Annotated in this window: 21 protein-coding genes and 2 tRNA genes; 10 read left to right on the top strand and 13 right to left on the bottom strand. The window is 55.6% G+C overall.

All coding sequences use genetic code 11. From position 1 onward, the window contains the following. Positions 1-204: 204 nt before the first annotated feature. The 8 genes from lon to O3A94_06535 all read right to left on the bottom strand — a co-directional run bounded on the left by lon (position 205) and on the right by O3A94_06535 (position 10,381). On the bottom strand, positions 205-2,619 hold the full coding sequence (gene lon / locus O3A94_06570) for an endopeptidase La (protein ID MDA1355917.1): 2,415 nt from the start codon (positions 2,617-2,619) through the stop codon (positions 205-207). Between the two features lie 120 nt (positions 2,620-2,739). After that, positions 2,740-4,008: an ATP-dependent Clp protease ATP-binding subunit ClpX gene (clpX, locus tag O3A94_06565; protein ID MDA1355916.1), complete on the bottom strand. Its 1,269-nt coding sequence runs from the start codon at positions 4,006-4,008 to the stop codon at positions 2,740-2,742. A gap of 197 nt (positions 4,009-4,205) precedes the next feature. Continuing rightward, entirely contained in the window at positions 4,206-4,859 is a 654-nt protein-coding gene (clpP, locus tag O3A94_06560; GenBank protein MDA1355915.1) for an ATP-dependent Clp endopeptidase proteolytic subunit ClpP, read from the bottom strand. Positions 4,860-4,888: 29 nt separating this feature from the next. After that, a complete protein-coding gene (gene tig / locus O3A94_06555; protein MDA1355914.1) occupies positions 4,889-6,421 on the bottom strand; it encodes a trigger factor in 1,533 nt (510 codons plus the stop codon). An 86-nt stretch (positions 6,422-6,507) separates the two neighbouring features. After that, a tRNA-Leu gene (locus tag O3A94_06550) sits at positions 6,508-6,592 on the bottom strand. A 127-nt stretch (positions 6,593-6,719) separates the two neighbouring features. Then, positions 6,720-8,153, bottom strand: coding sequence for a malonyl-CoA decarboxylase family protein (locus O3A94_06545; protein MDA1355913.1), 1,434 nt, complete (start codon positions 8,151-8,153; stop codon positions 6,720-6,722). Beyond that, the gene (locus O3A94_06540) at positions 8,150-9,649 is read right to left on the bottom strand and encodes an NAD(P)H-hydrate dehydratase (protein MDA1355912.1); all 1,500 of its coding nucleotides are present in this window, start codon (positions 9,647-9,649) and stop codon (positions 8,150-8,152) included. Before O3A94_06540 ends, O3A94_06545 begins: the two co-directional genes overlap by 4 nt. Positions 9,650-9,667: 18 nt before the next feature. Continuing rightward, positions 9,668-10,381 (bottom strand): class I SAM-dependent methyltransferase, encoded by a 714-nt coding sequence (locus tag O3A94_06535; protein MDA1355911.1) that lies wholly within the window; start codon positions 10,379-10,381, stop codon positions 9,668-9,670. 193 nt (positions 10,382-10,574) lie between these two features. Between O3A94_06535 and O3A94_06530 the strand changes: the two genes are divergently transcribed. The 3 genes from O3A94_06530 (at position 10,575) to O3A94_06520 (ending at position 13,911) form a co-directional block, all read left to right on the top strand. After that, a complete protein-coding gene (locus tag O3A94_06530) occupies positions 10,575-11,891 on the top strand; it encodes an amidase (GenBank protein MDA1355910.1) in 1,317 nt (438 codons plus the stop codon). Positions 11,892-11,949: 58 nt separating this feature from the next. Beyond that, a complete protein-coding gene (locus tag O3A94_06525; GenBank protein MDA1355909.1) occupies positions 11,950-13,071 on the top strand; it encodes an FIST C-terminal domain-containing protein in 1,122 nt (373 codons plus the stop codon). A 381-nt stretch (positions 13,072-13,452) separates the two neighbouring features. After that, entirely contained in the window at positions 13,453-13,911 is a 459-nt protein-coding gene (locus O3A94_06520) for an Hsp20 family protein (GenBank protein ID MDA1355908.1), read from the top strand. Positions 13,912-13,981: 70 nt separating this feature from the next. On the opposite strand, the gene O3A94_06515 is transcribed toward O3A94_06520, so the two are convergent. The 3 genes from O3A94_06515 to parE form a co-directional block, all read right to left on the bottom strand. Beyond that, complete coding sequence (locus tag O3A94_06515; protein MDA1355907.1) at positions 13,982-14,224, bottom strand: Lrp/AsnC ligand binding domain-containing protein; 243 nt, start codon at positions 14,222-14,224, stop codon at positions 13,982-13,984. Next, on the bottom strand, positions 14,221-15,783 hold the full coding sequence (locus O3A94_06510) for a DEAD/DEAH box helicase (protein MDA1355906.1): 1,563 nt from the start codon (positions 15,781-15,783) through the stop codon (positions 14,221-14,223). The genes O3A94_06515 and O3A94_06510 overlap by 4 nt, the downstream gene beginning before the upstream one ends. A 270-nt stretch (positions 15,784-16,053) precedes the next feature. Further along, entirely contained in the window at positions 16,054-18,141 is a 2,088-nt protein-coding gene (parE, locus tag O3A94_06505) for a DNA topoisomerase IV subunit B (protein ID MDA1355905.1), read from the bottom strand. Positions 18,142-18,405: 264 nt separating this feature from the next. Between parE and O3A94_06500 the strand changes: the two genes are divergently transcribed. From O3A94_06500 to O3A94_06475, 6 genes are all read left to right on the top strand, one after another. Further along, the gene (locus tag O3A94_06500) at positions 18,406-19,305 is read left to right on the top strand and encodes a hypothetical protein (protein ID MDA1355904.1); all 900 of its coding nucleotides are present in this window, start codon (positions 18,406-18,408) and stop codon (positions 19,303-19,305) included. Positions 19,306-19,378: 73 nt separating this feature from the next. Continuing rightward, positions 19,379-20,683, top strand: coding sequence for an aspartate aminotransferase family protein (locus tag O3A94_06495; GenBank protein ID MDA1355903.1), 1,305 nt, complete (start codon positions 19,379-19,381; stop codon positions 20,681-20,683). Position 20,684: 1 nt separating this feature from the next. After that, positions 20,685-21,299 carry a DsbA family oxidoreductase gene (locus O3A94_06490; protein ID MDA1355902.1) on the top strand — a complete coding sequence of 205 codons (615 nt, stop codon included), beginning with the start codon at positions 20,685-20,687 and terminating at the stop codon, positions 21,297-21,299. Between the two features lie 48 nt (positions 21,300-21,347). Further along, complete coding sequence (locus tag O3A94_06485) at positions 21,348-22,565, top strand: MFS transporter (GenBank protein ID MDA1355901.1); 1,218 nt, start codon at positions 21,348-21,350, stop codon at positions 22,563-22,565. 37 nt (positions 22,566-22,602) lie between these two features. Then, positions 22,603-22,995 (top strand): RidA family protein, encoded by a 393-nt coding sequence (locus O3A94_06480; protein MDA1355900.1) that lies wholly within the window; start codon positions 22,603-22,605, stop codon positions 22,993-22,995. Positions 22,996-23,164: 169 nt separating this feature from the next. After that, positions 23,165-23,878, top strand: a complete 714-nt coding sequence (locus tag O3A94_06475) for an urease accessory protein (GenBank protein MDA1355899.1) — start codon at positions 23,165-23,167, stop codon at positions 23,876-23,878. 87 nt (positions 23,879-23,965) lie between these two features. Here O3A94_06475 and O3A94_06470 read toward each other — a convergent pair whose 3' ends face one another. Next, a complete protein-coding gene (locus O3A94_06470; protein ID MDA1355898.1) occupies positions 23,966-24,331 on the bottom strand; it encodes a helix-turn-helix domain-containing protein in 366 nt (121 codons plus the stop codon). Between the two features lie 305 nt (positions 24,332-24,636). Between O3A94_06470 and O3A94_06465 the strand changes: the two genes are divergently transcribed. Continuing rightward, complete coding sequence (locus tag O3A94_06465) at positions 24,637-25,344, top strand: thioredoxin family protein (GenBank protein ID MDA1355897.1); 708 nt, start codon at positions 24,637-24,639, stop codon at positions 25,342-25,344. A gap of 800 nt (positions 25,345-26,144) precedes the next feature. Here O3A94_06465 and O3A94_06460 read toward each other — a convergent pair. Then, positions 26,145-26,221, bottom strand: a tRNA-His gene (locus O3A94_06460). Between the last annotated feature and the right edge of the window lie 9 nt (positions 26,222-26,230).

The raw sequence follows: 26,230 nt of genomic DNA, 5'->3' as shown, positions 1-26,230 counted from the left end.
TGCAACGCTTTCGGCTCTCGAATACGTATACAACCCGGTCGAGTGTAAGGTGCGAGATTCAGAAACGTCAACGTCATCGAGGCCACAAAACCAAAGAATCCGGGCTTTACAGGGACATGACAGGGCCCGCTGGAGGTTCGGATACCTAATTGTCTGGGAAAAGAAACACATTATCGAGTCGCGACCACGACTCGCTTCAGCAGATTAATGTGTGACGACTCCGTCAGCATCGACCTTGTCATCCGACGAACTGGAAACGGATTTTTTTTCTTGCTCTTCTTCGTCCCATTCAATTGGAACGACTGGCTTGGTAAGTGCGTGCTTCAGAACGTCGTCGACGGTGTCGATGGGAATGATGTTCAAGTTCTTCTTCACATTGTCGGGAATCTCCACCAGATCCTTTTCGTTCTCACGAGGAATGAGCACGGTCTTCAATCCACCGCGCAAAGCAGCCAGCAATTTTTCCTTGAGGCCGCCGATCGGCAATACGCGGCCGCGCAGCGTAATTTCCCCGGTCATCGCCAAGCTCTTGCTGACCGGAATGCCGGTGAGCACCGAGATAATGGAAGTCGCCATTGCGACTCCAGCGGACGGCCCGTCTTTTGGCGTCGCACCCTCGGGTACATGGACATGGATGTCGCGTTTGCTGAACACGGTCGGTTTAATGCCGAACTCCGCTGCACGCGACTTCACATAGCTTTCCGCCGCCTGCACCGATTCGCGCATGACATCGCCAAGTTTACCCGTCGCGATTACCTTGCCCTTACCCGGCAGGAGAACTGCCTCGATGGTTAACAACTCGCCGCCGACCTCGGTCCACGCCAAGCCCGTCGTGACGCCGACCAAATCTTCCAACTCAGCTTCGCCGTAACGATATTTCTTAACGCCCGCGTATTTCTCAAGATTGCGTTTGGTCACCCGTACCCGTTCGACTCCTTTGGATACGATCTCGCGCGTTGCCTTGCGCGTGAGCCGCGCAATTTCCCGCTCGAGATTCCGCACGCCCGCTTCACGTGTGTAATAGCGAATTAGGTCGAGCAGCGAGTCATTCGAAATCGACCATTCGTTCTTTTTGAGACTGTGCTCGCTGATTTGCTTAGGAATCAAATGGCGCCGTGCAATTTGCACCTTTTCGTCTTCGGTGTAACCCGGAATGCGGATGATCTCCATGCGGTCCAGTAAAGCCGGCGCCATACGGAGCGTATTGGCCGTCGTGATAAACATCACGTCGGATAAATCATAGTCGACCTCTAGGTAATGATCGTTGAAGGTCGAATTCTGCTCGGGGTCCAAAACCTCCAATAGCGCCGACGAGGGATCGCCACGGAAATCGGCGCCCATCTTGTCGACCTCATCCAACAAAAATAGTGGATTGGAGGATTTCGCCTTTTTCATGGATTGAATAATTTTGCCCGGCATCGAGCCAATATAGGTCCGCCGATGGCCACGAATTTCCGCTTCGTCGCGCACGCCACCAAGTGAAAAGCGCACGAAATTCCGCCCCGTCGCGCGCGCTACGGACTTGCCGAGCGACGTCTTGCCGACGCCCGGAGGGCCAACCAAACAGAGGATCGGACCTTTCAATTTTCTCGTGCGCTGCTGCACCGCGAGATATTCAAGAATGCGTTCCTTGACCAGCTTCAAGGCGTAGTGATCCTCGTTCAGGATCTTCTCGGCCTGGTTCACATCCTTGTTGACCCGAGTCCGTTTCTTCCACGGAATGTTCAACAGCCAATCGAGATAATTGCGCACCACTGTCGCTTCCGCCGACATCGGGGACATCGTGCGCAGTTTCTTAATTTCGGCTTCCGCCTTTTCGCGCGCTTCCTTGGTCAATTTGGTGTTTTTGATGCGATCTTCATATTCGGCGGTCTCGTCACGGCCATCCTCGCCTTCGCCAAGCTCCTTCTGGATCGCCTTCATTTGCTCGTTGAGATAATATTCGCGCTGCGTTTTTTCCATTTGGCGCTTAACGCGACTGCGAATTTTTTTCTCGACCTGCAGGACGCCTATTTCGCCTTCCATGAGGCCACAGACACGCTCCATGCGCTCCATCAACGAGACGACTTCGAGCAGTTCCTGCTTTTCCTCAAGCTTGATCGACAGATGAGAAGCGATGGTATCGGCCAATTTCGCCGGATCGTCTATTTGATTGACTGAAACCAGAACTTCCGGCGGCACTTTCTTATTCAGTTTTACGTATTGCTCAAACTGGGACAGAACCGAGCGCGACATGGCCTCGATTTCTTGCGGATCGCCGTCATCGCCGGCCATTTGCTCAGCGGTCGCCTGGAAAAAATCTTCATTGTCAAAAAATTTGATAACGCGCGCCCGCGCACCGCCTTCGACCAGCACCTTCACCGTACCATCGGGTAATTTCAGCAGTTGAAGAACGGTGCCGATTGTTCCGACGCTATGAATGTCATCAGTGGTTGGATCATCTTGCGACGCATTCTTTTGCGCGATCAGAAGGATCTGCTTGTCGTCCTTCATGACATCTTCAAGCGCCCGCACGGATTTTTCGCGCCCCACAAACAGCGGCACAATCATGTGTGGAAAAACGACGATATCGCGTAAAGGCAAAACCGGATAGCGTGGATGTTCAGTGGCTTCAGGCATCAGATTTGTTCACTTCTCGGTCATGTTATGCGCCGCCCAGGATAAGCGAACTGCGTTGCTTTTAGGTGGGAGCCCACCTGGGTCCGGTCAAGTCCCAAAAAAATACCCGTGGCACGACACTTATGAAGCCGAGGAACTGGCGTCTTCAGTTCGATCAGCGTAAATCAACAGCGGCGTTGCCCCACCCTCAACCACTTCACGGTTAATGACCACCTCCTCAACATTGTCGTATCCAGGTAGGTCAAACATCGAATCGAGTAAAATTGCTTCCAATATTGAACGCAATCCGCGCGCTCCAGTCTTGCGAGCGACCGCCTTTCGCGCAATGGCGCTCAACGCGTCTTCGGTAAAGCTCAATTCCACTTCTTCCATTTCGAACAGCTTTTGATATTGCTTTACCAAGGCGTTCTTGGGCGCCGTTAAAATTTCGATTAACGCGGTCTCGTCCAAATCTTCGAGAGTCGCGATAACCGGCAACCGGCCAACAAACTCGGGAATTAATCCGAACTTGAGCAAATCTTCCGGTTCGATTTCACGCAAAATTTCTCCAGTCTTGCGCTCTTCGGGTGCACGCACATCGGCGCCAAAACCAATTGATGTCCCACGGCCACGTTGCGCAATAATCTTTTCCAGACCCGCGAACGCGCCACCACAAATAAACAATATGTTTGTGGTATCGACCTGCAGGAACTCCTGTTGCGGGTGTTTGCGCCCGCCTTGTGGAGGAACCGAAGCCACGGTGCCTTCCATGATCTTCAACAGAGCCTGCTGTACACCTTCACCAGAAACGTCGCGGGTAATCGAAGGATTGTCAGATTTGCGCGCAATTTTATCGACTTCGTCCAGATAGACGATGCCACGCTGTGCCCGTTCGACATTGTAATCCGCAGATTGCAAAAGCTTCAGAATGATATTTTCAACATCCTCACCGACATAGCCCGCTTCCGTTAGCGTCGTGGCATCGGCCATAGTGAAGGGAACATCCAGGATTCGAGCGAGAGTTTGGGCCAGTAGGGTCTTGCCGCAGCCTGTCGGGCCAATCAGCAAAATATTCGATTTCGCCAACTCAACGTCATTGCTGTTGCCGCTATGGGCGAGACGCTTGTAATGATTGTGCACGGCCACCGAAAGCACCCGTTTGGCGTGATACTGGCCAATGACATAATCCTGCAATACTTCGGATATTTCCGCTGGTGCCGGCACGCCATCCCGGCTTTTAACGCGGGAGCTCTTGTGCTCTTCACGGATAATATCCATGCAGAGTTCAACGCATTCATCGCAGATGAACACGGTCGGGCCGGCAATAAGCTTGCGCACTTCATGCTGGCTCTTGCCGCAAAAAGAGCAGTAAAGCGTGTTCTTCGAGTCGTTGCCGCTGGACTTGTTCATGCCCACTCCAGTCAGTTCAGCCGCGCGGGGCGCCGCCCCTCACCTACCACCGCTAGCCGCGACAGCAGCTAATCGCGATGGCCATTAATCCGAATCGAGGGTCGCACTCGTTGGTGCTATTTGTCTAGCCTATTCTGCCCTGCCCCCCGCCTTCTCAGCGGTTGGTGCCACTCTAGCGCTGTGCAGATAAAAAACGGTTAAGACTTGCTTTCTGGCTTCGGATCGTCTGGGTCCTCCGTCACAACTCGGTGAACCACCACGTCGTCGACGATGCCGAACGCCTTCGCATCCTCTGGTGACATGAAATTATCTCTTTCGAGATTTTTTTCAATTATCTCAATGCCTTGCTTCGTGTGCTTAACGTAAATTTCATTCAACCTTTTACGTAAAGCAAGAATTTCTCTCGTATGAATTTCAATATCGGTGGCCTGGCCCTGAAATCCACCCGACGGCTGGTGCAGCATGATTCGCGAGTTCGGCAGGGCAAAGCGCTGTCCTTCAGCGCCGGCGGCCAACAGCAACGAGCCCATGGAAGCGGCTTGGCCGATACAGAGAGTCGCCACGGCAGGGCGAATGTATTGAATGGTGTCGTAGATCGCCAATCCCGATGTCACAACCCCGCCCGGCGAGTTGATATAAATGGAAATGTCTTTGTTCGGGTTTTCCGATTCGAGAAAGAGCAACTGCGCAGTTACCAGGCTCGACACTTCGTCATGTATGGCACCGGTCAGAAAAATGATTCGCTCCTTCAAAAGGCGCGAAAAAATATCGTAAGAACGTTCCCCGCGATTTGTCTGCTCAACAACCATGGGAACGAGCGTATTTGCGTAGGTATCAATGATATCGGCCATCGCCGTTATGTCTCCTTAAGAGCCTTTGGCTATTTTTCTTTTGCTGCAGCGGTGGTCGATTTCGCCGTTTTTTGCCCGCTCTTGTCAGATGTAGTTTTTCTTTTCGCAGCGGTGTTTTTCGTCGTCACCTTCGCGTCGGTGGCTTCTGCTTTCGAAGCCGGTTTTTTTACCGCCTTTTTCTTGGCCGCCGGCGTCCCAGATTTTTTGCTAGAGCCCTTAGCGCTCTTCTCCGTGCCCGCTACATCGTCCGGATCGCGGAATAACTCCTCCGGATCAACAACGCTTTCCTTGATATCCGCGAGCTCCGACAAGAAGGCGACCACCTTGTCCTCGAATACCGGCGCTCGAAAGCGTTCCAGGGCATTGGGATTCGATCGATAGAATTCGAGTACCTGTTGTGGATTCGAAAACCCGCGCGCAGATTCAAGTGCGGCCTTGAGAAGATCGTCACGCTCGATCGAGATTTCATTCTCGCGGCCAATTTCGGAGAGAAGCAATCCCAGGCGGACGCGCCGTTCGGCAATTTGCCGATACTCCGCGCGCGCCTCATCTTCGCTTTGGTCCATCGATTCTTCGAATGTTGATTTAGACTTCTCCAAATCGCGCGTGATCTGAGTCCAAATTGTCTCGAATTCCTGATCGACCATGCCGGCAGGAACTTCGAACGTATAGCGTTCCGCCAGATCATCGAGAAGGGAGCGTTTCAATTGCGCCTTGGACGCCGCCTCAAACTGCTGCTCCAATTGCTCACGCACCAGACCGGTCAGGGCGGCGAGGTCGTCCACTCCCTGCCGTTTTGCCATTTCATCATCGATCGTCGTTTCCGTACGCTCGCGCACCTCCTTGACATCGACTTCAAAGAGCGCCGCTTTTCCCGCCGCATCCTCTTGCGGATAATCCGCTGGGAACTCGACATTAACCTGGCGATGTTCGCCTTTCTTGACGCCGATCAGCTGTTCCTCAAATCCTGGAATAAAAGTGCCGCTCCCGAGTTCGATTTCGAAGTCGTCCGCAGACGTCCCTTCCAGATCGACACCATCGATCTTGCCTTTGAAATCGATCAACAAGCCGTCACCGGATACTGCGACGCGTCCTTCTTCCGCGGGTTTGAACTGTTTGTCCGCTTCAGCGATCCGTTTGAGGCTCTCGTTCACTTTTTCATCGTCGGCTTCGGAAACCAATCGAGTGAGCGAGATTTCCGACAAATTACCGATTTCGATATCCGGCAAGATCTCCATATCCATCTTGTATTCGAGATCCTTGCCGTCGCCATAATCGGTTATTTCGATCTTGGGCTGCAGAGCAGGACGCAATTCCCGCTCTTCAATTGCTTTCTGCGAGCTCTTTTGTATAGAGCGTTCCAGAACCTCCCCCAAGACGGATGGCCGATACTGTCGCCGGACGATGGCGAGCGGCACTTTGCCGGGCCGAAACCCTTTCATCTTTATCGTCTTGCTCAGCTCGAGCAGACGGCCTTCGACCTCCGCTTCCACGTCGGACGACGGTACAATGATTGTGAATTCGCGTTTAAGCCCCTCTGACAGGGTCTCATTTACCTGCATGGCTCACCGTTTCTCGCTTCTCGATCCATTCGAACAACGCCAACCGTTATTAACTAAATTTAGTCCATTCGCGCCAAACAAAGAGGTGGTGCGGGCGAAGGGACTCGAACCCCCAAGGCTTTCACCACGTGGTCCTAAACCACGCGCGTCTACCAATTCCGCCACGCCCGCGCGTGCTCACCCCATGGCGATCTATTACAATTCTTCGCCGGAAACGGCTCAACCAGCTGTCCCGGCGGGAGCCATATAACATACGAAGCACCCATGAAGGCAACAACAAGTCCACGGCGTGGTACCGTTATCTTTCGCGTCTGGACAGAAGGGATTTCACCGCGCTGGACGCGACGATACGTTTCGCGCCTTTAAACGCCTCGTGATTGGCCTCGATATCACCTGGTTTATAACGATAATTTACCATCATTCCATAAGATTGCTTCATTCCCTGTAGGGAACTGTCAGCGAGGAAATTAAGCCGTTCGACTCGCGCGCCGTTGCTCAAATGAAAACGCGCGACTCGGTCGCTCGGCTCATCGAACGAATCCCGCGCGGTCAGCAGATAAGTTGCGCCGAGCCGGGTTAACGGCTGCCGCAGGGCTTCCACAACCTTTTTGTCACTCTGCCAGGGCGACGCCAATAGAGTGGACAATCCCTCGCCATCGTCGAGACGGTCTCCGGCCACGCCCTTTAGGGCGCGATGCTCAGCCGTTGTGAGCACAGATTGACTGTCGGTCTCAATGAGGTCCTCCAACCACTTTCTAAATCCTGGCATCGGCGAAAGCGTCGCTGCCGTTTTGATTGCCGGCAATTCCCGTGTCACATCATCGAGTACCCGTTTGATCAAAAAACCGCCGAAGGAAATACCGTTCAAACCACGTTGGGCGTTGGATATGGAGTAAAATATCGCGGTATCCGCAGATTTTATGGCGTTCCTCGGCTCGCTCACATCGAGCAGTTCCTGAACATTTCCGGCCAGGCCTTCGACCAGCGCCACTTCGACAAAAATGAGAGGCTCTTCCGCCATATTGGGATGAAAGAATGCATAAAACCGCCGGTCCGTGGAATCCAGACGATGCTTCAGATCCTGCCACGAGAGGATCGCGTGGACTGCCTCATAGTCGGCCAATTTCTCCAACAGCGCAGCCGGTGCATTCCAAGTAATCCGCTGCAAATTCAAGAGGCCGATATCGAACCAAGACGACAGCAAATCCTTTAGATCCGCGTCCAGCGCCGCGAGATCTGCATCGTCGCCTTTGATCTCGCGCAGTTCCGCCCTCATGTCCACAAGGAACTTCACGCCGTTGGGTAGGGCGCTGAATTGGCGGAGAAGATTCGTTCTCGGCGCCACAAGAGCAGTTTTTAGCCGACGGGACGCCACCTCTCGGCCAATTAGATCAGGCGCCGCAAGCAATGCCTCGGCGGCTTCGTCCAAGATTAAATCGTTCACACCGAAGCGCGCCAAAAGCTTCAAAAATCGCTTTCTTCCGGTGGGATCGAGAGATAAATACGTGCGTCCCAAATCGGCAGCCCGGGTTCTAGCAGATACTTCTCCGCCACGGCCCTCCAGGCAGGCGGTTACTTGGCGCTCAATGCGCTCCAAATCTTCGGGTGGCAGATCGGGCCGGACGGAGCCGGTCAGCGCGACGCGGGCAGAATCCGTCATCTCGCGCCAGGCGTTGCGTATATTTGTTAGGGTCCGGTCCACCAGAGCGCCGGAAGAGTTGCCCGCATTCACTGCGTATGTCCTTGCGCAGCCATTCGTCTCAGAACGGCAAGCTCGGCTGGTAATTGTTCAGACAAGTCCTCGGCGATGAGCCCAGGGCCGAATCGCCCGGCCGTAGCGCCGTGCAGCCAAACCGCAGCGCAAGCGGCTTCGAACGTTTTCATGCCCTGGGCCAGCAGTCCCAATGCGAATCCCGCTAGAACATCTCCGGCCCCGGCCGTAGCTAGCTCGGCCGGAGCATTGGCGTTAATCGCGGCGCGGCCGTCAGGCGCTGCGATGACCGTATCTCCGCCTTTTAGGATCACTACCGCCCCACTTTGCGCCGCCGCCGCGCGGGCGCGACATACCTTGCCGATTTCCTCCCGGTCATTGTGGTCACTGCCGCCGTTAAACAGGCGGCTGAATTCGCCCTCATGTGGCGTTAATATCATTTCTGAATCTATTTGTTCAAACAATTGATTTGGCATGTTTTTGTAGGAAGTCAACGCATCCGCGTCAAGAACGCATCGGCGTTTCGCGGCCAGGATGTCCGACACCCGTTGGCGGGTGTCGGAGCCAACGCCGCAGCCCGGGCCGATCAGCACCACATTCTTGCGAAGGTCGCGCAGTTGTTTGCCCAACTCTTCCAACGGCGCGACCATGACGGCGGTCAATTGCGCCGCGTAAATCCCGAGTGCCGCTTCAGGCGCGATGACGGTGACAAGCCCTGCACCGACGCGTAAGGCGGCTCGCGCCGCTAAACGGGCGGCACCCGAGCTGGCCGCAGGGCCGCCGATCACTAAAGCGTGGCCGCGGTCAAATTTATGCCCATCCGTACTCGGCCACGGATAATTCTGCAGCCAAGCACTAGGATTGTTTTCATGCAACATAATGCCTTTTCCGTCGACGACCGAATCAGGAATGCCGATGTCGGCGCAAACAACTTCACCGGCGCGCAAGCGGCCGGGTAATAGAAGGTGGCCCGGCTTGCGGCGGCAAAATGTCACGGTCAAAGTTGCCTGAACGGCAGTGCCGAGAATTAATCCGCTGTCGCCATGCACACCGCTTGGTATATCCACCGCTACGCACGTGATGTGGCGGCGGTTGATTTCCTCCACCACCCCACGCACATCGCCATCCAAAGCGCGACCAAGCCCGGCGCCAAACAACGCATCTATGACTAGTTCCGTATCGTCGAGAATGCCCATGTTGAGCACTTCGGTGGCGCCCTGCCATTGGGAAGCGGCAATCGCGGCATCCCCCTGCAAACGCTCTACTTCCCCGAGCAACGCCAAACGCACGGGCCATCCGGCATCTTGCAACATACGGGCCACAACAAATCCATCGCCGCCGTTGTTTCCCGGGCCACAGAGCACCGATACTGAGCAAGGCTGCCAGCGCTTGCGTATCTCGCGGGTAATGGCCTGCCCGGCATTCTCCATAAGTTGAATACCCGGCGTGCCGAGCGCAATGGTTTCCGCATCGGCGGCATATAGTTGCTCAATGGACAATAATTCGGATTTTCTCATGGCTATGTGAACCCGCAATCAAGCGCCGACGGGCGCAAAAGTACCAGTGCGGTAAAGATTGACACGCCTAGCCTGCTCAAACTCGAAAATATTTCCTTTGCGGCCCTGCTCGAACACGGTCCTGACGTGCGCACTATTCATGTTCTCGATCATTAACCGAGTTTCGTTGAGGGCCAAGAAACTACCGGCGAAGCTTTCGAAATCAGTAAATTGGCGCTTTAAGACATAGTGAATTTCGCGCACTGAGGAGGCGACATCATGCGGCAACCGTCGCAACGCATCCAGCGCCCATGTCCGCTCGGCGCTGTTGTCATAAAACATGCGCACCATGTCATCGTAAAAACCGCTCGAATCATTGTCACCGACATAAAGAAGCCCATCATTTTCTTTTAAAACGCGGCACGCCTCCGTCAGGCAGTCATCCATATCAACTGCATCCACACGGCTCAGAAAATCCAACATAATCACGCCGTCAACTGTGCCGTCGTTTTGCGGCAGGTTTTGTGCGTAGCCTTCGGCGAGAGTCACCCCCTGAACGCTGCCCAAGGCACGATTTTCCCGCGCCCGTTCCGGATCGCTCTCAACACCCAACATAGACGCCCCACGCTTCGCCAACGCAAACGAGAGCGCGCCATCGCCACACCCGACATGGACAAAGCGCCGGCCCTGGAGAGGAACCAGGCGCGCCAACGCTTCGATGTCAGTGCCGAACTGAAAATGTTCTGAGGTCATTCGCGCCCGACTTTTACGAACCGGAGCAGAACCCTACACCGATTTCACAGCAACGGATGCCATAGATAATTCGCCGCCACCGGACTTTTTCAGTTTACCGCCGACGGACGCACGCACTAGGCTCACTTAATAATCCCGCACATTCAAAGTTAAGATCGATATGAAGAAAAGTACCATAGCCCGGCATTCCTGCATGAGCGCGGCGGAAACAGCCGCCGAAGTCAGATCGGGCGCTTCAAGTGCAGAGCAGCAGGTGCAAGACGCCAAAACCCGGATCTCCGCCAACGAGCGGCAAATCGGGGCATGGCGGCATTTGGACTGGGATCTTGCGGCGAGCCAGGCGGGTGCTATCGACCAGGCGGGCCCAGTGTATGGCGTGGGGGATGCCTTAGGTGGCGCCTTGGCCGGCGTCCCGGTCGGGGTCAAAGATATTATTGATACCTGCGACCAGCCGAGCGAAAACGGCACAGAAGCTGACCGCGGCCGGATGCCGGCGGCGGATGCGACGGTGGTGACGCGGTTGCGACTGGCCGGAGCCGTTATCCTTGGCAAAACCGTCACCACGGAATGCGCCTGCGGCGCTTCGCGCGGCACACGGAACCCACATGATTTAGGGCGCACCCCGGGCGGCTCCTCGAGCGGGTCGGCCGCGGCGGTCGCGGCCGGCATGGTGCCACTGGCGCTCGGGACGCAAACGGCCGGGTCGATTATTCGCCCGGCCGCCTTTTGTGGCGTCTGGGCGATGATGCCAAGTCTCGGGACCATTCCCTGCACCGGCGTGCTGAAACTCTCTGAAACGCTGGACCATGTCGGCGCCTTCGCTAATTCGCCGAACGATTTAGCGCTGGCGATAGATGTGATGTCTGGGGATGACGGCAGCGACCCCTATGCTCAAGGGCAAGCACCGACACGGCTCAGCGCGGCGCTCAAAGGGCAGCTTGCGCGCCCGCGCCTCGCCTTCCTGCGCGGCCCGACATGGGGTGAGATGGAACCCGATTGTGCGGCGCGCTACGAAAAACTGGCAGCTGAGCTCGGCGCCGAACCACGCGACATGGGCAAAAATTTTGACGATATCGTCGAGGCGCATCAGATCGTTATGTTTGCAGAAATTGGGCACAATATGTGGCCACTCATGCAACGTGGTGGTCCGATGCTTTCAGAGATGCTGCGCGCTAGGCTGGTAAAAGGACGAAGCATTGGCGCTGACGATTACCTGCACATGCGGGCGCGGATTTACGCCATGCGAATGGCATTCACAGAGGTCATGGCCGATTTCGACGCCGCAATTACGGCACCCGCGCCGGGCGAAGCGCCGCTTGGTTTGGACAATACGGGGAGCCGCCTCCTCACCCTCGCCTGGACAACGCTCGGTGTGCCCGCAGTCAATGTGCCGGGCCTGGCCGGCGCCAACGGCTTACCGCTCGGCGTTCAATTAGTCGGCCGGGGTGGCGATGATGCAACCGTCCTTCGCGCCGCTTCCTGGCTCGGACAATTCTTGGCAGACGCCTGAATGTGTTATCTCGCCAATACACAGTCATCAAATTTGGCGAAGGAGTTGACGCTGTTCGATGGATAGGTTCACACTCGCCCATGCTTCCGGCACGGATTGGAAAACGATCACCGAGCAGTGCATTGCGGAATTGAGCGGCTTGGAAAATCGCCCTGGATTTGAAAATCTGGGCCTAATTTACATGACCGACAGTTTGTCCGGTGATGCGAAAAACATTCTTGCTCTGTTGCGCAAGAAGACGGCCATCGCCGATTGGGTCGGCAGCGTCGGCATGGGCATATGCGCGACCGGCCATGAATATTTTAACCAACCTGCATTGGCCGTGCTGGTGGCCGAATTGCCGCAAGATGGGTTTCGCTTGCTGGACTCGCTGAACCGCCCGGATACCTTGCCGCCCGCGATTGCCAGTTGGGCTAAATCCCGGCAAAGCAGATTTGCGGTCGTACATGGCGACCCACGCAATAGCGAAATTCCCGAGATCATCGCGGGGCTTGCTGACCAATTGAACGGATTTCTTGTCGGCGGACTGACGTCTTCCCGTGGCGAGCTTTCACAGATCTCCGGTAATGTGTGCGACGGTGGGGTATCGGGCGTCTTGCTGGCTGAAGATGTTCCCATCGTCACCGCCCTCAGCCAAAGTTGCATGCCGATCGCGCCCCGCCATCAGATAACGGCATGCGAAGAAAATGTCCTCATCGAACTGGACGGTCGCCCTGCACTCGAAGTTTTCAAGGAGGATGTCGGCGACCTCCTGTCGCGCGACCTGCAGCGCGTCGCGGGATATATTTTTGCTGCCCTGCCCATCGCAAATTCCGATACTGGCGACTATCTGGTTCGAAATCTTACGGGAATCGACGTTGAGCGGCAGCTCGTGGCCATCGGCGAAATCGTCGAAACCGGACAATCGGTGCAATTTTGCCGCCGCGACGCGCAAGCGGCTGAGGCCGATCTCGTGCGCATGCTGTCCGATTTAAAGAAACGGACGGCAACGACACCGAAGGGCGGTATTTATTTTTCCTGCTTGGCGCGCGGTCCCAATATGTTCGGCAACGCGTCGCAAGAACTAAAAATAATCGAGCGCGAGTTGGGTGACGTGCCCTTGGTGGGTTTTTTCTGCAATGGCGAAATATCTCACGGACGCCTTTACACCTATACCGGCGTGCTGACCCTGTTTACCTAGCCCCATGCCACGATGAAGTCATTCCTCAGGGAATCTCCTCTCGAAGCGTGTATCCCACGGTCGGATTTGCGCCCAGCGTTGGCATACCGGGATTTTCGCATACGGTAGAACTGAATCTGGGACCGTACCGCATACCGTACCTAGCGGAGAGACCTTTTGCAGAGCGCCATTACGGTCTGGCCAGAAAAATAGCGGCCCGATATGTCGAACGATTATTGGCCCTGATAACTGACTTCGACACATCTTGAACGACGCTAAAAACTCCCCACATTCTACTCAGGCAGTCGCCATGATGGGGCTGCTTTTAACAGGCGGGGCCAATATGGCTCGTCCAAAGCGCCATAGTGGCCCGCCAAGATATTGCTCAATGGAGGATATCCAATGCGTTCAGCTTATGACCTCTCTCCCCTGTTTCGCACAGCCGTCGGCTTTGACCGCGTCACCCGTATGCTCAACAATTCGGCTCAATATGCCGATAGCGACATTTCCTATCCGCCCTACAATATAGAGCAAAGCGGCGAGGATGATTACCGAGTCACCATGGCTGTCGCCGGATTCAGGGCAGATGACGTCGATGTCGTCGTGCACGAAAATACCTTGTCCGTGACCGGACGGGCTCACAAACAAGCGGAAAATGATAACAAGGGTTTGCTTTACCAGGGTATCGCCAAACGCGCCTTTGAGCGGCGCTTCCAGTTGGCGGACTATATCAAAGTGGTAAATGCGGGCCTTGAGGATGGGTTGCTCACCATCGTTCTCGCGCGCGAGGTGCCGGAAGAGAAAAAGCCGCGCAAAATTGAAATTGGCAGCGCGGCGCAGCTGGAAACTAAGGCGGCCTAACGCGCCGCCGAGTGGATCACTTCGGGCCGGCTCTCTCCCTAGAGAGCCGGTCCATCCATTCTAAAACGGCTTACGAAAAAGCCTTGAAGGTAATGATGGTAAACGTGTCACGGACGCCCTCAAGGGTCTGAATTTTTTCCGTAACGAAATGGCCGATGTCCTGATCCTCACCAAGATAGGACTTGATGAGCAGATCATATTGTCCCGATGTCGAGTAAATTTCCGAGATTTGTTCGATCGATTCGATGGCGAGGTCGGCGACCTCATAGGCCCGACCTAATTCACACTTCACCATCACGAAGATAGCTTTCAACCCCTACCTCCAGGCTTTGGCTTGGACGGCTCACGTAAGAAGTCGGGGAAATGATCCCCCATCCCGATCACTTTGTCATCATCTCCGCTTTCCGCACGGCCGTATCCTCCGGCACGCTGCTCAGTACCTCTCGGGCGCCGGCGCCTTGCATCATTGTCCGAGGCAATAGGTTCTGGCTTTTCCGTCGAACCTTTGTCCTCTATTCCGGTGCGTCCTCCTGTTCGGCGGCCCCGTGTCCTGTTTCGGCTTTCCGTCGCCTTGCGCGCGATCTTTTCGGCCGCCGGCAGAGTTTCCTTTGGGGTCGCAACTGGGGTCTCAACTAAGGTTTCAACTGAGGTCTCAACTGAAGTCTCAACTGAAGTCTCAATCGGAATCTCAACGGCGGTCTCAACCGCGGCCAAGGCTGGCGCCTGAGTGCCGATAGCGTTTAGCGGGAGAATAGGAATATTAACTCGGATAAGCTTGAAGATGGCATCTACATATTTGGCGTCTTCCGAGGTCACCAAAGTAATGGCCCTGCCTTCGCGACCGGCGCGCCCGGTTCGGCCAATTCTATGTACATAGGATTCGGCATTGTTCGGGACATCAAAATTAAAGACGTGTGAAACACCCTGTATGTCGAGCCCTCGCCCAGCGACATCGCTACAGATCAACAGCTTGATGTCTCCCTTCTTATAGGCGGCAAGCGTTTCCGTGCGGCGATGCTGCGCCATGTCACCATGTAATTCTTCCGCTTCAAACCCGTGCCGACGCAGAGAATTTCGCAAGACAGTTATATCTTTCTTGCGATTGCAAAAGACCAACGCGCTCTGCACGTCTTCAAGCGCCATCACTTGGCGCAGTGCCGCGCGCTTGTCTTTCGGGAGTTTGGGCACCGATATCATGGTGTGAGTAACGCCTTTAGCGATTGAAGCCGGAGGAGCTACGGTAACTTCTTTCGGGTTGATCAGAAATGCTTCGGCCAAAGCGCGAATTTCGGCGCCAAGTGTCGCGGAAAATAAGAGTGTCTGGCGAATACGTGGCAACATTTCCACTATGCGCGTGACGTCGGGAATAAATCCCATGTCGAGCATGCGATCGGCCTCGTCGATAACCAATATCTTGATGCCGCCGAGCATCACCTTGCCGCGGTCAGCCATATCGATCAAGCGGCCCGGCGTGGCGATGATCACATCCGGGTGCTTTGACAAAGTTCGTTCCTGGTCCGGCATGGATTCGCCGCCTATCAGAACTGCTTGGCTGAGTTTGTGAAACTTGTTGTAGGTGGTGAAATTTTCAGAAATTTGCTGCGCCAATTCCCGGGTCGGTGAGATGATCAGGGCCCGAGGCATGCGCGCCCGCGCAATGCCTTGCGCCAGGATATCGATGATGGGCAAGGAAAAAGCGGCAGTTTTTCCCGTCCCGGTTTGCGCGCAGCCCAATAAATCCCGCCCCATAAGGACCAACGGAATCGATTTTTCCTGAATCGGAGACGGATTTTCGTAGCCAGCATCCGCGACCGCCTTCAGCAGTTCCGGACTCAGGCCCAAATCGGCAAAACTGATTGGTTGTTCTGTCACCGTTGCTCAACGCTCCGACCGTCTCGGCCTAAAATTAAGCGCAATTTACCCGCCTTGCCTTGCCTTGCAATGCAATAGACCGACAAATATTCGGATCGATTATTTGGGAGAATGCTTGAAAAAGCATTGGATTTCGTTCGCAGCGTCTTTGAACTCACTTGCAAGGCCCAGCCAAAATGCGGGGCGGCAAGCATTACCGCATATCACCCTTAAAAGCCAACCCGTTCTCGCTTTATCACCTTGCCAATGAAGATAGCATTGGTCGCCGGGTCAAATATCGAGGTCGGAAACAAAACCTGCATGTTCGCGGATAAATGCAAAACGGGTCTCGGGTTTTCGTCCCATCAGTTCCTCGACGCGGCGCGCGGTGTTCTTTTCCTCGCCGTTCGGAATAGACACCTTCAACAAAGTTCGCCGTGTGCGGTCCATTGTGGTTTCACGAAGCTGCGCCGCTGGCATCTCACCCAATCCCTTGAAGCGGCTGATCTCGACCTTCCCGCGTCCACTGAATTCATCCTGCAACAATTCATCCCGGTGTTGGTCGTCGCGGGCGTAAGCCGTCTTGTTGCCTTGAGACAGGCGATAGAGCGGTGGCTGCGCGAGGAAAAGATGTCCGTTGGTGATCAGTTCGTGCATTTCACGATAAAAATAGGTCATCAAGAGTGAGGCGATATGCGCGCCATCGACATCGGCATCGGTCATGATGACGACGCGTTCATAGCGCAATGCTTTTTCGTCGTATCGCGCGCGTGTGCCACAGCCAAGCGCCTGGACGATATCGTTCAATTCCTGATTGGCGTTCAGTTTGTCGCTACTGGCGCTGGCAACATTGAGGATCTTACCGCGCAACGGCAGGATTGCTTGGGTTTTCCGATCGCGCGCTTGTTTGGCAGAACCTCCGGCGGAATCGCCCTCAACAAGAAATATTTCCGTCCCCTCTGCCGTTTTGTCGCTGCAATCGGCAAGTTTTCCCGGAAGCCTCGCCTTACGTGTTGCCGTTTTGCGTTTGACCTCCTTTTCCTTTCGCCGGCGCAAGCGCTCTTCCGCCCGCTCCAACGCATATGCCAAAAGCAAATTGGCCGCGGCCGGATCAGCCGACAACCAGTGGTCAAAATGATCACGCATGGCTACTTCAACTAAGCGGCTGGCCTCCGCGTTTGTCAGTTTGTCTTTGGTTTGCCCCTGAAATTGTGGGTCTTTCAAAAATACTGAAAGCACGATGCAGGCCGCGCCCGTCACATCCTCAGCACTCAATTGTTGGGCGCGTCGATTTGCTGTCAATTCGCCGTAAGCCTTCAGCCCGCGCAGCAAGCCCGAGCGCAGGCCGGCCTCATGCGTGCCACCACCGGGAGTAGCGACTGTGTTGCAATGTGAAGAAAAAAATCCGTCTTCGTCCTCAGGCCACGCAATCGCCCATTCGACCCGCCCGGAATCGCCGTTGAGTTTGGCTTCGCCAAAAAATGGCCGCTGAGTTGCGGTCGTTCGTTTACCGAGTTCCGCAGCCAGAAAATCGCTCAAGCCATGTGGAAAATGCAGAACGTCTTTTTCTGGTACATCGGATTTAGGCTCACGCAATTCTGGCGCACAGGACCAGCGAATTTCTACGCCACGGAACAAATAGGCTTTGCCGCGCGCCATGCGATAAACCGTGGCCGGCCGAAATCCGATATCGCTGCCGAATATCTCTGGGTCCGGATGGAAGGTGATCGATGTTCCGCGGCGGTTGCTGACCTCTCCTTTATGCGTCAGCTTGTCCTTCGCTACCCCCCGTGAATAGGTTTGGCGCCAGAGATTTTTGTCGCGCGCCACCTCAACGATGAGGTCATCTGAGAGGGCATTCACGACCGACAGGCCGACGCCATGCAACCCGCCGGAGGTCGCATATACCTTGCCGCCGAACTTCCCGCCCGAATGCAGCGTCGTCAAAATGACTTCCAGAGCCGACTTATTTTTGAATTTCGGATGCGGGTCCACCGGGATGCCCCGGCCGTTGTCACTTACGCAGGCCGTGCCATCCGCATTCAGCGCCAATTCGATCCATGTGGCGTGACCGGCGATCGCCTCATCCATGGAATTATCAAGCACTTCCGCGAGCAAGTGATGCAGCGCGTGCAAGTCCGTACCACCGACATACATGCCCGGGCGCCGGCGCACCGGTTCCAAACCTTCGAGAACTTCAATATCGTTGGCAGTGTAATCGCCGTTTACATTGTCCTTGGAGACCGTTATCTTGGGCTGCTTGCGCGACCGGCGTGGAGACGGTTGTTCGCCATTTTTGGAAGATTTGTCTTTTGTATCGACGGTCATATCCGTCGCCTCGCTTGTCGCGTAATCAAATAGATCCAATGCCTTGGCCATGCGCGCACCCTTACAAACCTATTCATGTATAGGGTATGCGTGGCTCATTTGACAACGAGATATAGTGCCCAAATGGTAAATTTTCGATCAATTGCATTATTTGCGGGGCTGACGTTTTTGGCCGCGATTTCGGCATCGTCATGGCTCATCGCGGCAAATGCCAGTCGCGCCGAAGAGATTTGGTATCCCGTACCACGCCCACAAATAGTCGGGAACAAAGCTGCGCTTCGAGTGGTTTACGCCAACAATCCTCGCTTTTCGAACATGTCAGATACACAGCTCGATATTCTTCTCGCTGCAGCGCGGCAGGTTACGCTGGATCATTTCGGAATTGAATTAATGTTCGACCAACCGAAAAAAATTAGCATTTCAGAACTGTTCGCCCTGCGCCCGAACTTCGCTGACGATGACGTTCTGGAATGGATATTTGATTTCAAAGGCGACGGTGGAAAACGCGAGCAACTTGTGGCGGATCTGCTTGAAAGACTGCAAATCAACGATAGCCAATTAGAAGAAATATTTGCCTTTGCCGCGCCCCATTTGGCTAAGGCACCGCGAAGCTTGACCGCCGAGGGTTTTGCCGAAGCATTGACCGAAACGCTGCTGAGTCGGCTCAATGTCTGGCGCATCTTGCCGGCGATTGATCGGCAAGCCGTGATAAACGATTCGGTCTATAACGAGTGGACATATTGGGATACGCTGGCGCATGGCGCCCTGCCCTACGATATCGTCATCACCAACCAATTGGTGGCGAGTGCCGAATATTACGGCATGGATGTGCATTCCGCGCTGCGCGGCGGAATCACAGTCGGCACGACCAGCTACAGCCGGGACGGCCCTTTTCACACATACGCCTTCCTCAGCACATTTCCGTTTACCAATGATTATGTTCCGATTGTCCAGTTACGCGGCGGTGCGCGCTACGATGAGGAGCATGCCGCGCGACTGGCCGGCGCCTATTTGGCACATGAAATCGGCCATCTTCTCCTCCACCTCGGCCATCCCTTCAATCAATCTGCGTGCGTTATGAATCCGGCACAGCTCCTCGACTTCCAGACTTGGTACGACAATTTGGATGCAGGTCGCTGCGCGCTCGGTTCATCCGCGGAAATGGTGCCGGGCGCCGCAAAGCTCTCTTACAACGCGTCCTGGGTTCTGCAATAAACTAAAATTGACAGGCAGGCTCCGGCGCGGTCCCCTACACTGGGTGGGAGCAGCGCGTAGGGAGTAACGCATCATGGACAGCGAACAACTACGCCAGACCGGCGAAGACTATTTGATCCGTAGTTCTCTGTTATCGGACGTCGTCGCAGCGGCGGACGGGCCGGTTTTTGTGCGCGCCCAAGACAGTCAGGTTTGGGACCGAGATGGGAAGTCCTATCTCGACTTCAATTCCGGTCAAATGTGCTCCTGGCTTGGGCACAACAATTCGCGTGTGACCGAGGCTGTGCAGCAAGGACTCACACAACTGACCCACGCGTCTTCAGTCTATTACAATGAACCGCAGGTGCGGCTGGCCAAAAAACTTGCGGAAACACTAGATGCGCCGCTCAGGCGCTCGTTATTCATTCAATCTGGCGCCGATTCTAACGAAGCCGCAATCCTGTTTGCGCGCCGGGCTACCGGGAAGAGCGCAATCGCCGCACTGCATCTCAGCTTTCATGGCTACACCGATGTGTCGCGCGCCATGAGCTACATCGCGGCCGCGCCCAACCATGGACCGACGATACCCGATCTATATGCCATTCCCACACCTTATGCCTACCGTTCGCCGTTCGAAAGCGAGCGGGAGGATTGGTGGGTCCCGCTGCTTGATATTTCGTTCGACACTCTCGACCGGCAATGCGCTGGCAACCTGGCCGCCATCATCGTCGAGCCGGTGGTGAGCGCAGGCGGGGTTATTGAGCTGCCGAGCGGATATTTGCGCGCCCTGAAGGAGCGCCTTGAAGCGCGTGGCGCGTTGTTGATATTTGATGAAGCGCAAACTGGCCTGGGCAAACTCGGAGATATGTACGCTTATCAGCAATGCGGCGTCATGCCTGATATCATTACTCTCTCGAAGCATTTTGGTGGCGGGCTGGCAATCAGCGCCATGGTGACCACCGACGAAATAGAGCAAAAGGCGCTGGCAGGTGGCCTCTCGTTCGGCCATTCCCACTCCTCTGACCCGATTGGCTGCACGGCCGGCTTGGCCAGCCTTGAAGTTATCCTCGAAGAAGATGTCGCTGCCCGAGCCGCAGCCATCGGCACCTATTGGCAGGCACGCATGCGCGATTTGCAACAACGTTATGAGTTGATCGGCGACGTACGCGGGCGCGGCTGCCTCCAAGGTATTGAGCTTGTCCGCGACCGCGCCACAAAGGAGCCGGCGGCTGACGAAGCCAACGAAATTTTCCGCCTCTGTATCCAGCAGGGCCTACTATTTTCGGTGCGCGGCGCCCATGGCAACGTCGTGCGCTTCGTGCCGCCTGTGACGACAAGCGAAAGCCAGATTGACCAAGCAACCGATATCCTTGAAAGCGCCATGAGACAGGTCGTTTGAAATGCCACTCAAGGTCCAAGTTTTTTCCGATTACGTCTGCCCGTATTGCTTCCTTGCGGAAGGCCCGCTCAATGAAGCCGTGGCGGAGCTTGAGGGCGCAGTCGAAGTCGAGTGGATGCCATTTGAATTGCGCCCCTATCCCACGCCGACGTTGGAACCCGAGGGCGATTACCTGCAAAGCGGCTGGCGTCAATCGATTTACCCTATGGCAGAGCGCATGGGCGTCCGTATCGTGCTGCCGCGCGTGTCACCCCAGCCCTACACGCGGCTTGCCTTCGAAGGCGCGCTCGAGGCGCGCGATCAAGGCAAAGCCGCTGCTTATAATCACCGTATGTTCACTGCCTTTTTTCAAGACGAACTGGATATCGGAAACGTCGACGTGCTGAGCGATTGCGCGGCGGAAATTGGCTTGGACAGGGAGATCTTCCGTGTCGCGCTGGACAACCGCTTGCACAGCCAGGAATGCGAACAACAACTAAGTCTCGGCCGTGACAGACTGCAAATAAATTCGGTGCCAACCTTTGTGATCGACAACCGCCTCGGCATTCCCGGCCTAGTTCCGAAAGACTCTTTGGTATCAGTTTTTCGTGAACAATTGGCTGCGGTGGCTGAGTAAGTTAATGCGCCCATCGTTCGACCCGGCGACGGCTGAGACTTGCATCCGATGCTGAAGGTTCTCTCCCGTTCTCCGTCTCCCTACGTGCTGGTCGTTTGCGGCGCGCTGATTCTTCTGCTCGCAATGGGCATGCGGAATTCGTTCGGCCTGTTCCTCCAGCCGATGAGCCTGGACCTACAGTTGCCCCGCGAAGTTTTTTCGCTCGCCATCGCCATTCAGATGATCGTCTGGGGTATCAGCCAACCGATATTCGGTGGGTTGGCGGATCGCTACGGCGCCGGGCGAATCGCAGTGCTCGGCGGCTTGTTTTATGCCGGCGGCCTGCTGCTGATGGCCAATGCGACGGGGCCGTTGGGCCTGCATGGTGGCGCCGGCGTGCTGGTCGGACTGGGCGTCAGCGCGGCGGGGTTTGCGGTGGTTCTCGGCCCCGTAGGGCGCGCGTTTCCGCCGGAAAAACGCAGCATGGCGCTGGGCATTGCAAGCGCCGGCGGATCCTCCGGTCAATTATTCATGGCGCCCATCGGCGCCGCTTTGCTTGATAGTCTGGGATGGGCTTCGGCGCTTTTGATCATGGCCGTTATCGCCGCCCTGATCATTCCTCTGGCGCTTGGCGTCAAAGGGAAGAGCACAACCGATACCGTTTCGGCCGACAGCCTGCGCGAGGCCTTGAAGGAGGCGTCCCGGCATTCAGGTTATTGGTTGTTGTGCGGCGGCTTTTTTGTCTGCGGATTTCATGTCGCTTTTATCGCGACACATTTGCCACCTTTCCTATCCGATCATAACTTGCCGCCGATGCTCGCCGCGACGGCCATCGCGATGATCGGATTTTTTAATATACTTGGCACCATCGCGTCCGGTTGGCTCGGCGGAAAATTCCGCCAAAAGCATGTGCTCAGTTACTATTATTTGGCGCGGGCAATTATTATCGCCGGCTTTCTCGTCTTTCCCGTCACGCAAACTTCAGTGTTGATCTTTGCCGGGGCGATTGGCTTCCTGTGGTTGGGCACGGTGCCACTGACAAGCGGCCTTGTGGCGCAGGTTTTTGGTCCGCGTTATCTCGGCGCGCTTTTTGGCATAGTATTTTTCAGCCACCAGATTGGCGGCTTCCTGGGTGCCTGGCTCGGCGGCTACATGTTCGACTTAACGGGCTCTTACGACCAAGTATGGCTCGTCGCTGTGGGTCTCGGTGTGCTGGCAGCGATACTGCATTGGCCTATCGCCGACAGCCCCATCCTTCGCCAAACGCGAACAGCCGAAAATGTCTAACAACACCGCGCGGCATCAACAGTAGGGAAATCGCCACATGCATACATTCCACAACCCGAAGCAGATCGCCGGTCCGTTCGGTCACTATGAGCATGGTGTCGAAACGGCGCTGCCAGGGCGGCTCCTGCATGTGTCGGGGCAGATCGGCATCGCAGCCGATGGCTCTGTGCCCGACGGCATTGCGGCACAAGCCGAATTAGTCTGGCAAAATATCTGTGCCGTATTGGCCGAGGCCGGTATGACGCCGCAAGATATCGTTAAGACGAACAGCTATATCCTGGATCGGGAATACGTTCCGATTTTGGCGAAAATGCGGAAGAAATTTCTCGGCGAAAACCATCGCGGCGCCTCAACCACTCTTGTGGTATCGGGCTTGGTGCTGCCGGGTTGGCTGGTCGAAATTGACGCAGTTGCCGTGGCGCCGATCTGAAGTCGCAACGTAAAGACGGGCGAAATTTTCCGGCGCGAACCTGCAACGGGCTTGCTCTGCTTTCTGAGAAAGCATTGGTCCAGCCTTCCGGGAAGGCATTGATTTCTCCCGTCGTCGCGTGCACAACCGTTCGATAAGATTTTAATCATGCACACCATGATGCGGTCCGATGGGTTCTGTTCTCCTTCTAGGTTTCGTGATCGGACTGCGCCACGCTATTGAGGCGGATCATGTCGCCGCCATCGCTTCCCTGACATCCCGTTCCAAGAGCTTATCAGCGGCAGCGAGACTTGCCGCCGCCTGGGGCCTCGGACATACGCTGATGTTGTTCGCTGTGGGCTCCGTGGTGATTTCACTAGACAGCGTTATGTCGGTAGAGGTCGCCCAATACCTCGAACTGGCTGTCGGCGTGATGCTTGTGTGGCTCGGCTATGACGTCCTCAATCGACTGATCCGGGAGCGCATTCATTTTCACGCCCATCGTCATGACAGCGATGTGACGCATTTTCATGCCCACTCACATGCCGGCGAAGGCGCGCACCGCCGCTCGCAGCACGATCATCCCCACGCCGGGATGCGCTCGCGCGCCTTTGTCGTCGGTCTCATGCACGGCATGGCCGGCTCGGCGGCGCTTATCCTTCTCACCCTTGGCCAGCTCGATTCGCTGTGGCCGGCCTTTCTTTATATCGGACTGTTTGCCGTCGGCACGATGTTGGGCATGGTGCTGCTCTCCGTCGCGATCTCGCTGCCGTTACAGAAATTGGCCGGGTCGCTCACTTGGGCGCACAACGCCCTGAACGCCGTGACCGGCACCGCCACGATCGGCTTTGGAATTTGGCTGATCTACGACATCGGTTTCACAAGTGGACTGATTAGGCTCTAGGAACAATGTCCTAGAGCAGCGTCCGCCCGCGCGTCACCAAACGCAAAAAAGCGTGACATCGGATTTTCAGTAACCAACGCTTTAAGTTTAGGTGGAGAGAGCCTTCACCAATTCACGCAGCCGCTGGCGCAGCAGTGGATTCTGGATGCGGTAATAGGCGCGTACCAGTTTTAACGTCTCCTGATCGGCCATTGGATCGCCTTCAAAGGGCGCGGGCGTCACATCGGACAGTCCGGGAGTCCGGCGCCCGGAAATATCGGCCGGCAAATTGTCGAAGAAATATGGAATGGGAACGCCGAGCACTTCGGCTATTTGGTAGAGCCGGCTCGAGGAGATGCGGTTCATGCCGCGCTCGTATTTCTGTACCTGCTGGAACGTCGTACTGATCGCTTCTCCGAGTTTTGATTGGCTGAGGCCCATCAGAGTACGGCGCGCGCGGACTCGCTTTCCCACATGAATGTCTATTGGATTTGGTTCATTTGCCATGGCCAACAAATACAATAAACAACAGGGCTAGTGAAGTCGTTCCGAATATACAATTTTGACGTGCAAGTTGGCGATAGAGACCTACCGGACGTGTAGATAATTTTCGCACGGTCATACCCGGGCGTATGCGGTAGTCCCTTCGTTGGCAGACGCTTCGCAATTGCCTGTTCAAGAAACCCCACCAGCGCGGAAGCAGTTCCGCTCGTTCACAGCCAGCGCTATACTCCCGATCGCAGCGTGCGACCAATATCGCGCCACAGGAGGGCCAAATCGTGAAGCACAGAATCGTATCATCGGATGAGTGGCTGGCAGCGCGCAAGGCCCATTTGGAGCGCGAGAAAGAACTCACGCATCTACGAGATCGCATCAGTGCGGAGCGACGTCAGCTGCCTTGCCACGAAGTCGACAAGACCTACGTTTTCAATGGTCCAGAAGGCGAGGAGGCGCTTGGCGAACTATTCGCCGGCCGCAGCCAGTTGATCATTTATCATTTCATGTTCGGTCCCGGTTGGGCTCAGGGGTGCCCGAGTTGTTCGTTTCTGTGTGATCATATCGACGGCAGCGTCGTGCATTTGGCGAACCGGGATGTGACCTTGCTTGCCGCCTCGCGGGCGCCGCTTGCCGAGATCGACGCGTTCAGGGCGCGCATGGGCTGGTCTTTCAAATGGGTGTCTTCCTTCGGCAGCGATTTCAATTACGATTATCAGGCCTCGTTTACCGAGGACGAATTGGCTGCGGGCGAGGTCTTCTACAATTTCCGGCCAAACAAATTTCCGAGCGAAGAAGCACCCGGCGCCAGCGTCTTCTTAAAAGATGAGTCCGGCGCGATCTACCACACCTATTCCTGCTACGGGCGCGGGCTCGACGCACTCATCGGCACGTATAATTTTCTGGACCTCGTGCCTGAGGGCCGGGGCGAAGCGGACTTGCCTTGGCCGATGGCATGGATACGCCATCACGACCGCTACGAAGACGTCTAGCCGGCTGGCCGGGGCAACACGGTTGGGCCCCCGCGACTCACTTCCGTGTCCTGCTCCTGACGTTTACGCCGTTAGCAATTAGCCACGTCAGGCGGGCGAGGCGATTTTTCCGCTTGATCGATCAATTTCGTCAACAAATTCACAAATGCAATGAACTCGATTGCGCACTCGGGATCATCTTCGATGAGCTTATGAGCGCGCGGATTTCTGGACGAAGATCTAGTCCGTCGATGGAATGCAAAGACCGACCAGTCTGCGTCTCCCCTGAATTCTAACGCTGTCCTTGGAAGGCGATTAATGCAGCATTTAGATTTGCTTTGGCCATTCTAACGCCGTCATGGCAAGCGGCGTATTTTTGGCGCTCTGACGCTCCCATTATCATTGCGACAAACCAGTGCTCGGGCACATCATATTTCTGGTGTTCCATTGTTTTCGAACCAAAAACCGCTACGAGTGTCGATTCAATCTTCAATTGCGACCCCCGAGCGCGGACTGCAGTCCTTGGCTGGGAAGACCGAAATTGATTTCATTCGACTCCTGTAACCGACGCTCAATTTTTGGGATTCCCGCGCGCGCCCCCTCCAAAATGAGATCGGCAAGCGACGGATTGTGCGGAACAGAAGTTGTCTACTTTGCCTTAGTCACGTCCCTGTATGACCATGAGCCAGAGAACATGGGCCCTGAGACGCCATGTTCGGAAAGTGAGGCCGACCTGCCCTTCTTCTGTTAGCCCTGGGTTAACTTAGAACTTCAATCGACTCTCGGGCGCCTATGTTCAGACTGCTAAATATTTGAAAAACTGGGGCGAGTGAGGGGACTTGAACCCCCGACCCCCTGAACCACAATCAGGTGCTCTAACCGGCTGAGCTACACCCGCCACAGGGGC

The organism is Pseudomonadota bacterium (assembly GCA_027624955.1).
Classification (GTDB): domain Bacteria; phylum Pseudomonadota; class Alphaproteobacteria; order UBA828; family UBA828; genus PTKB01.
The sequence above is the reverse complement of the archived record's forward strand: the minus strand, read 5'-3'. Positions and strand labels throughout refer to the sequence as shown.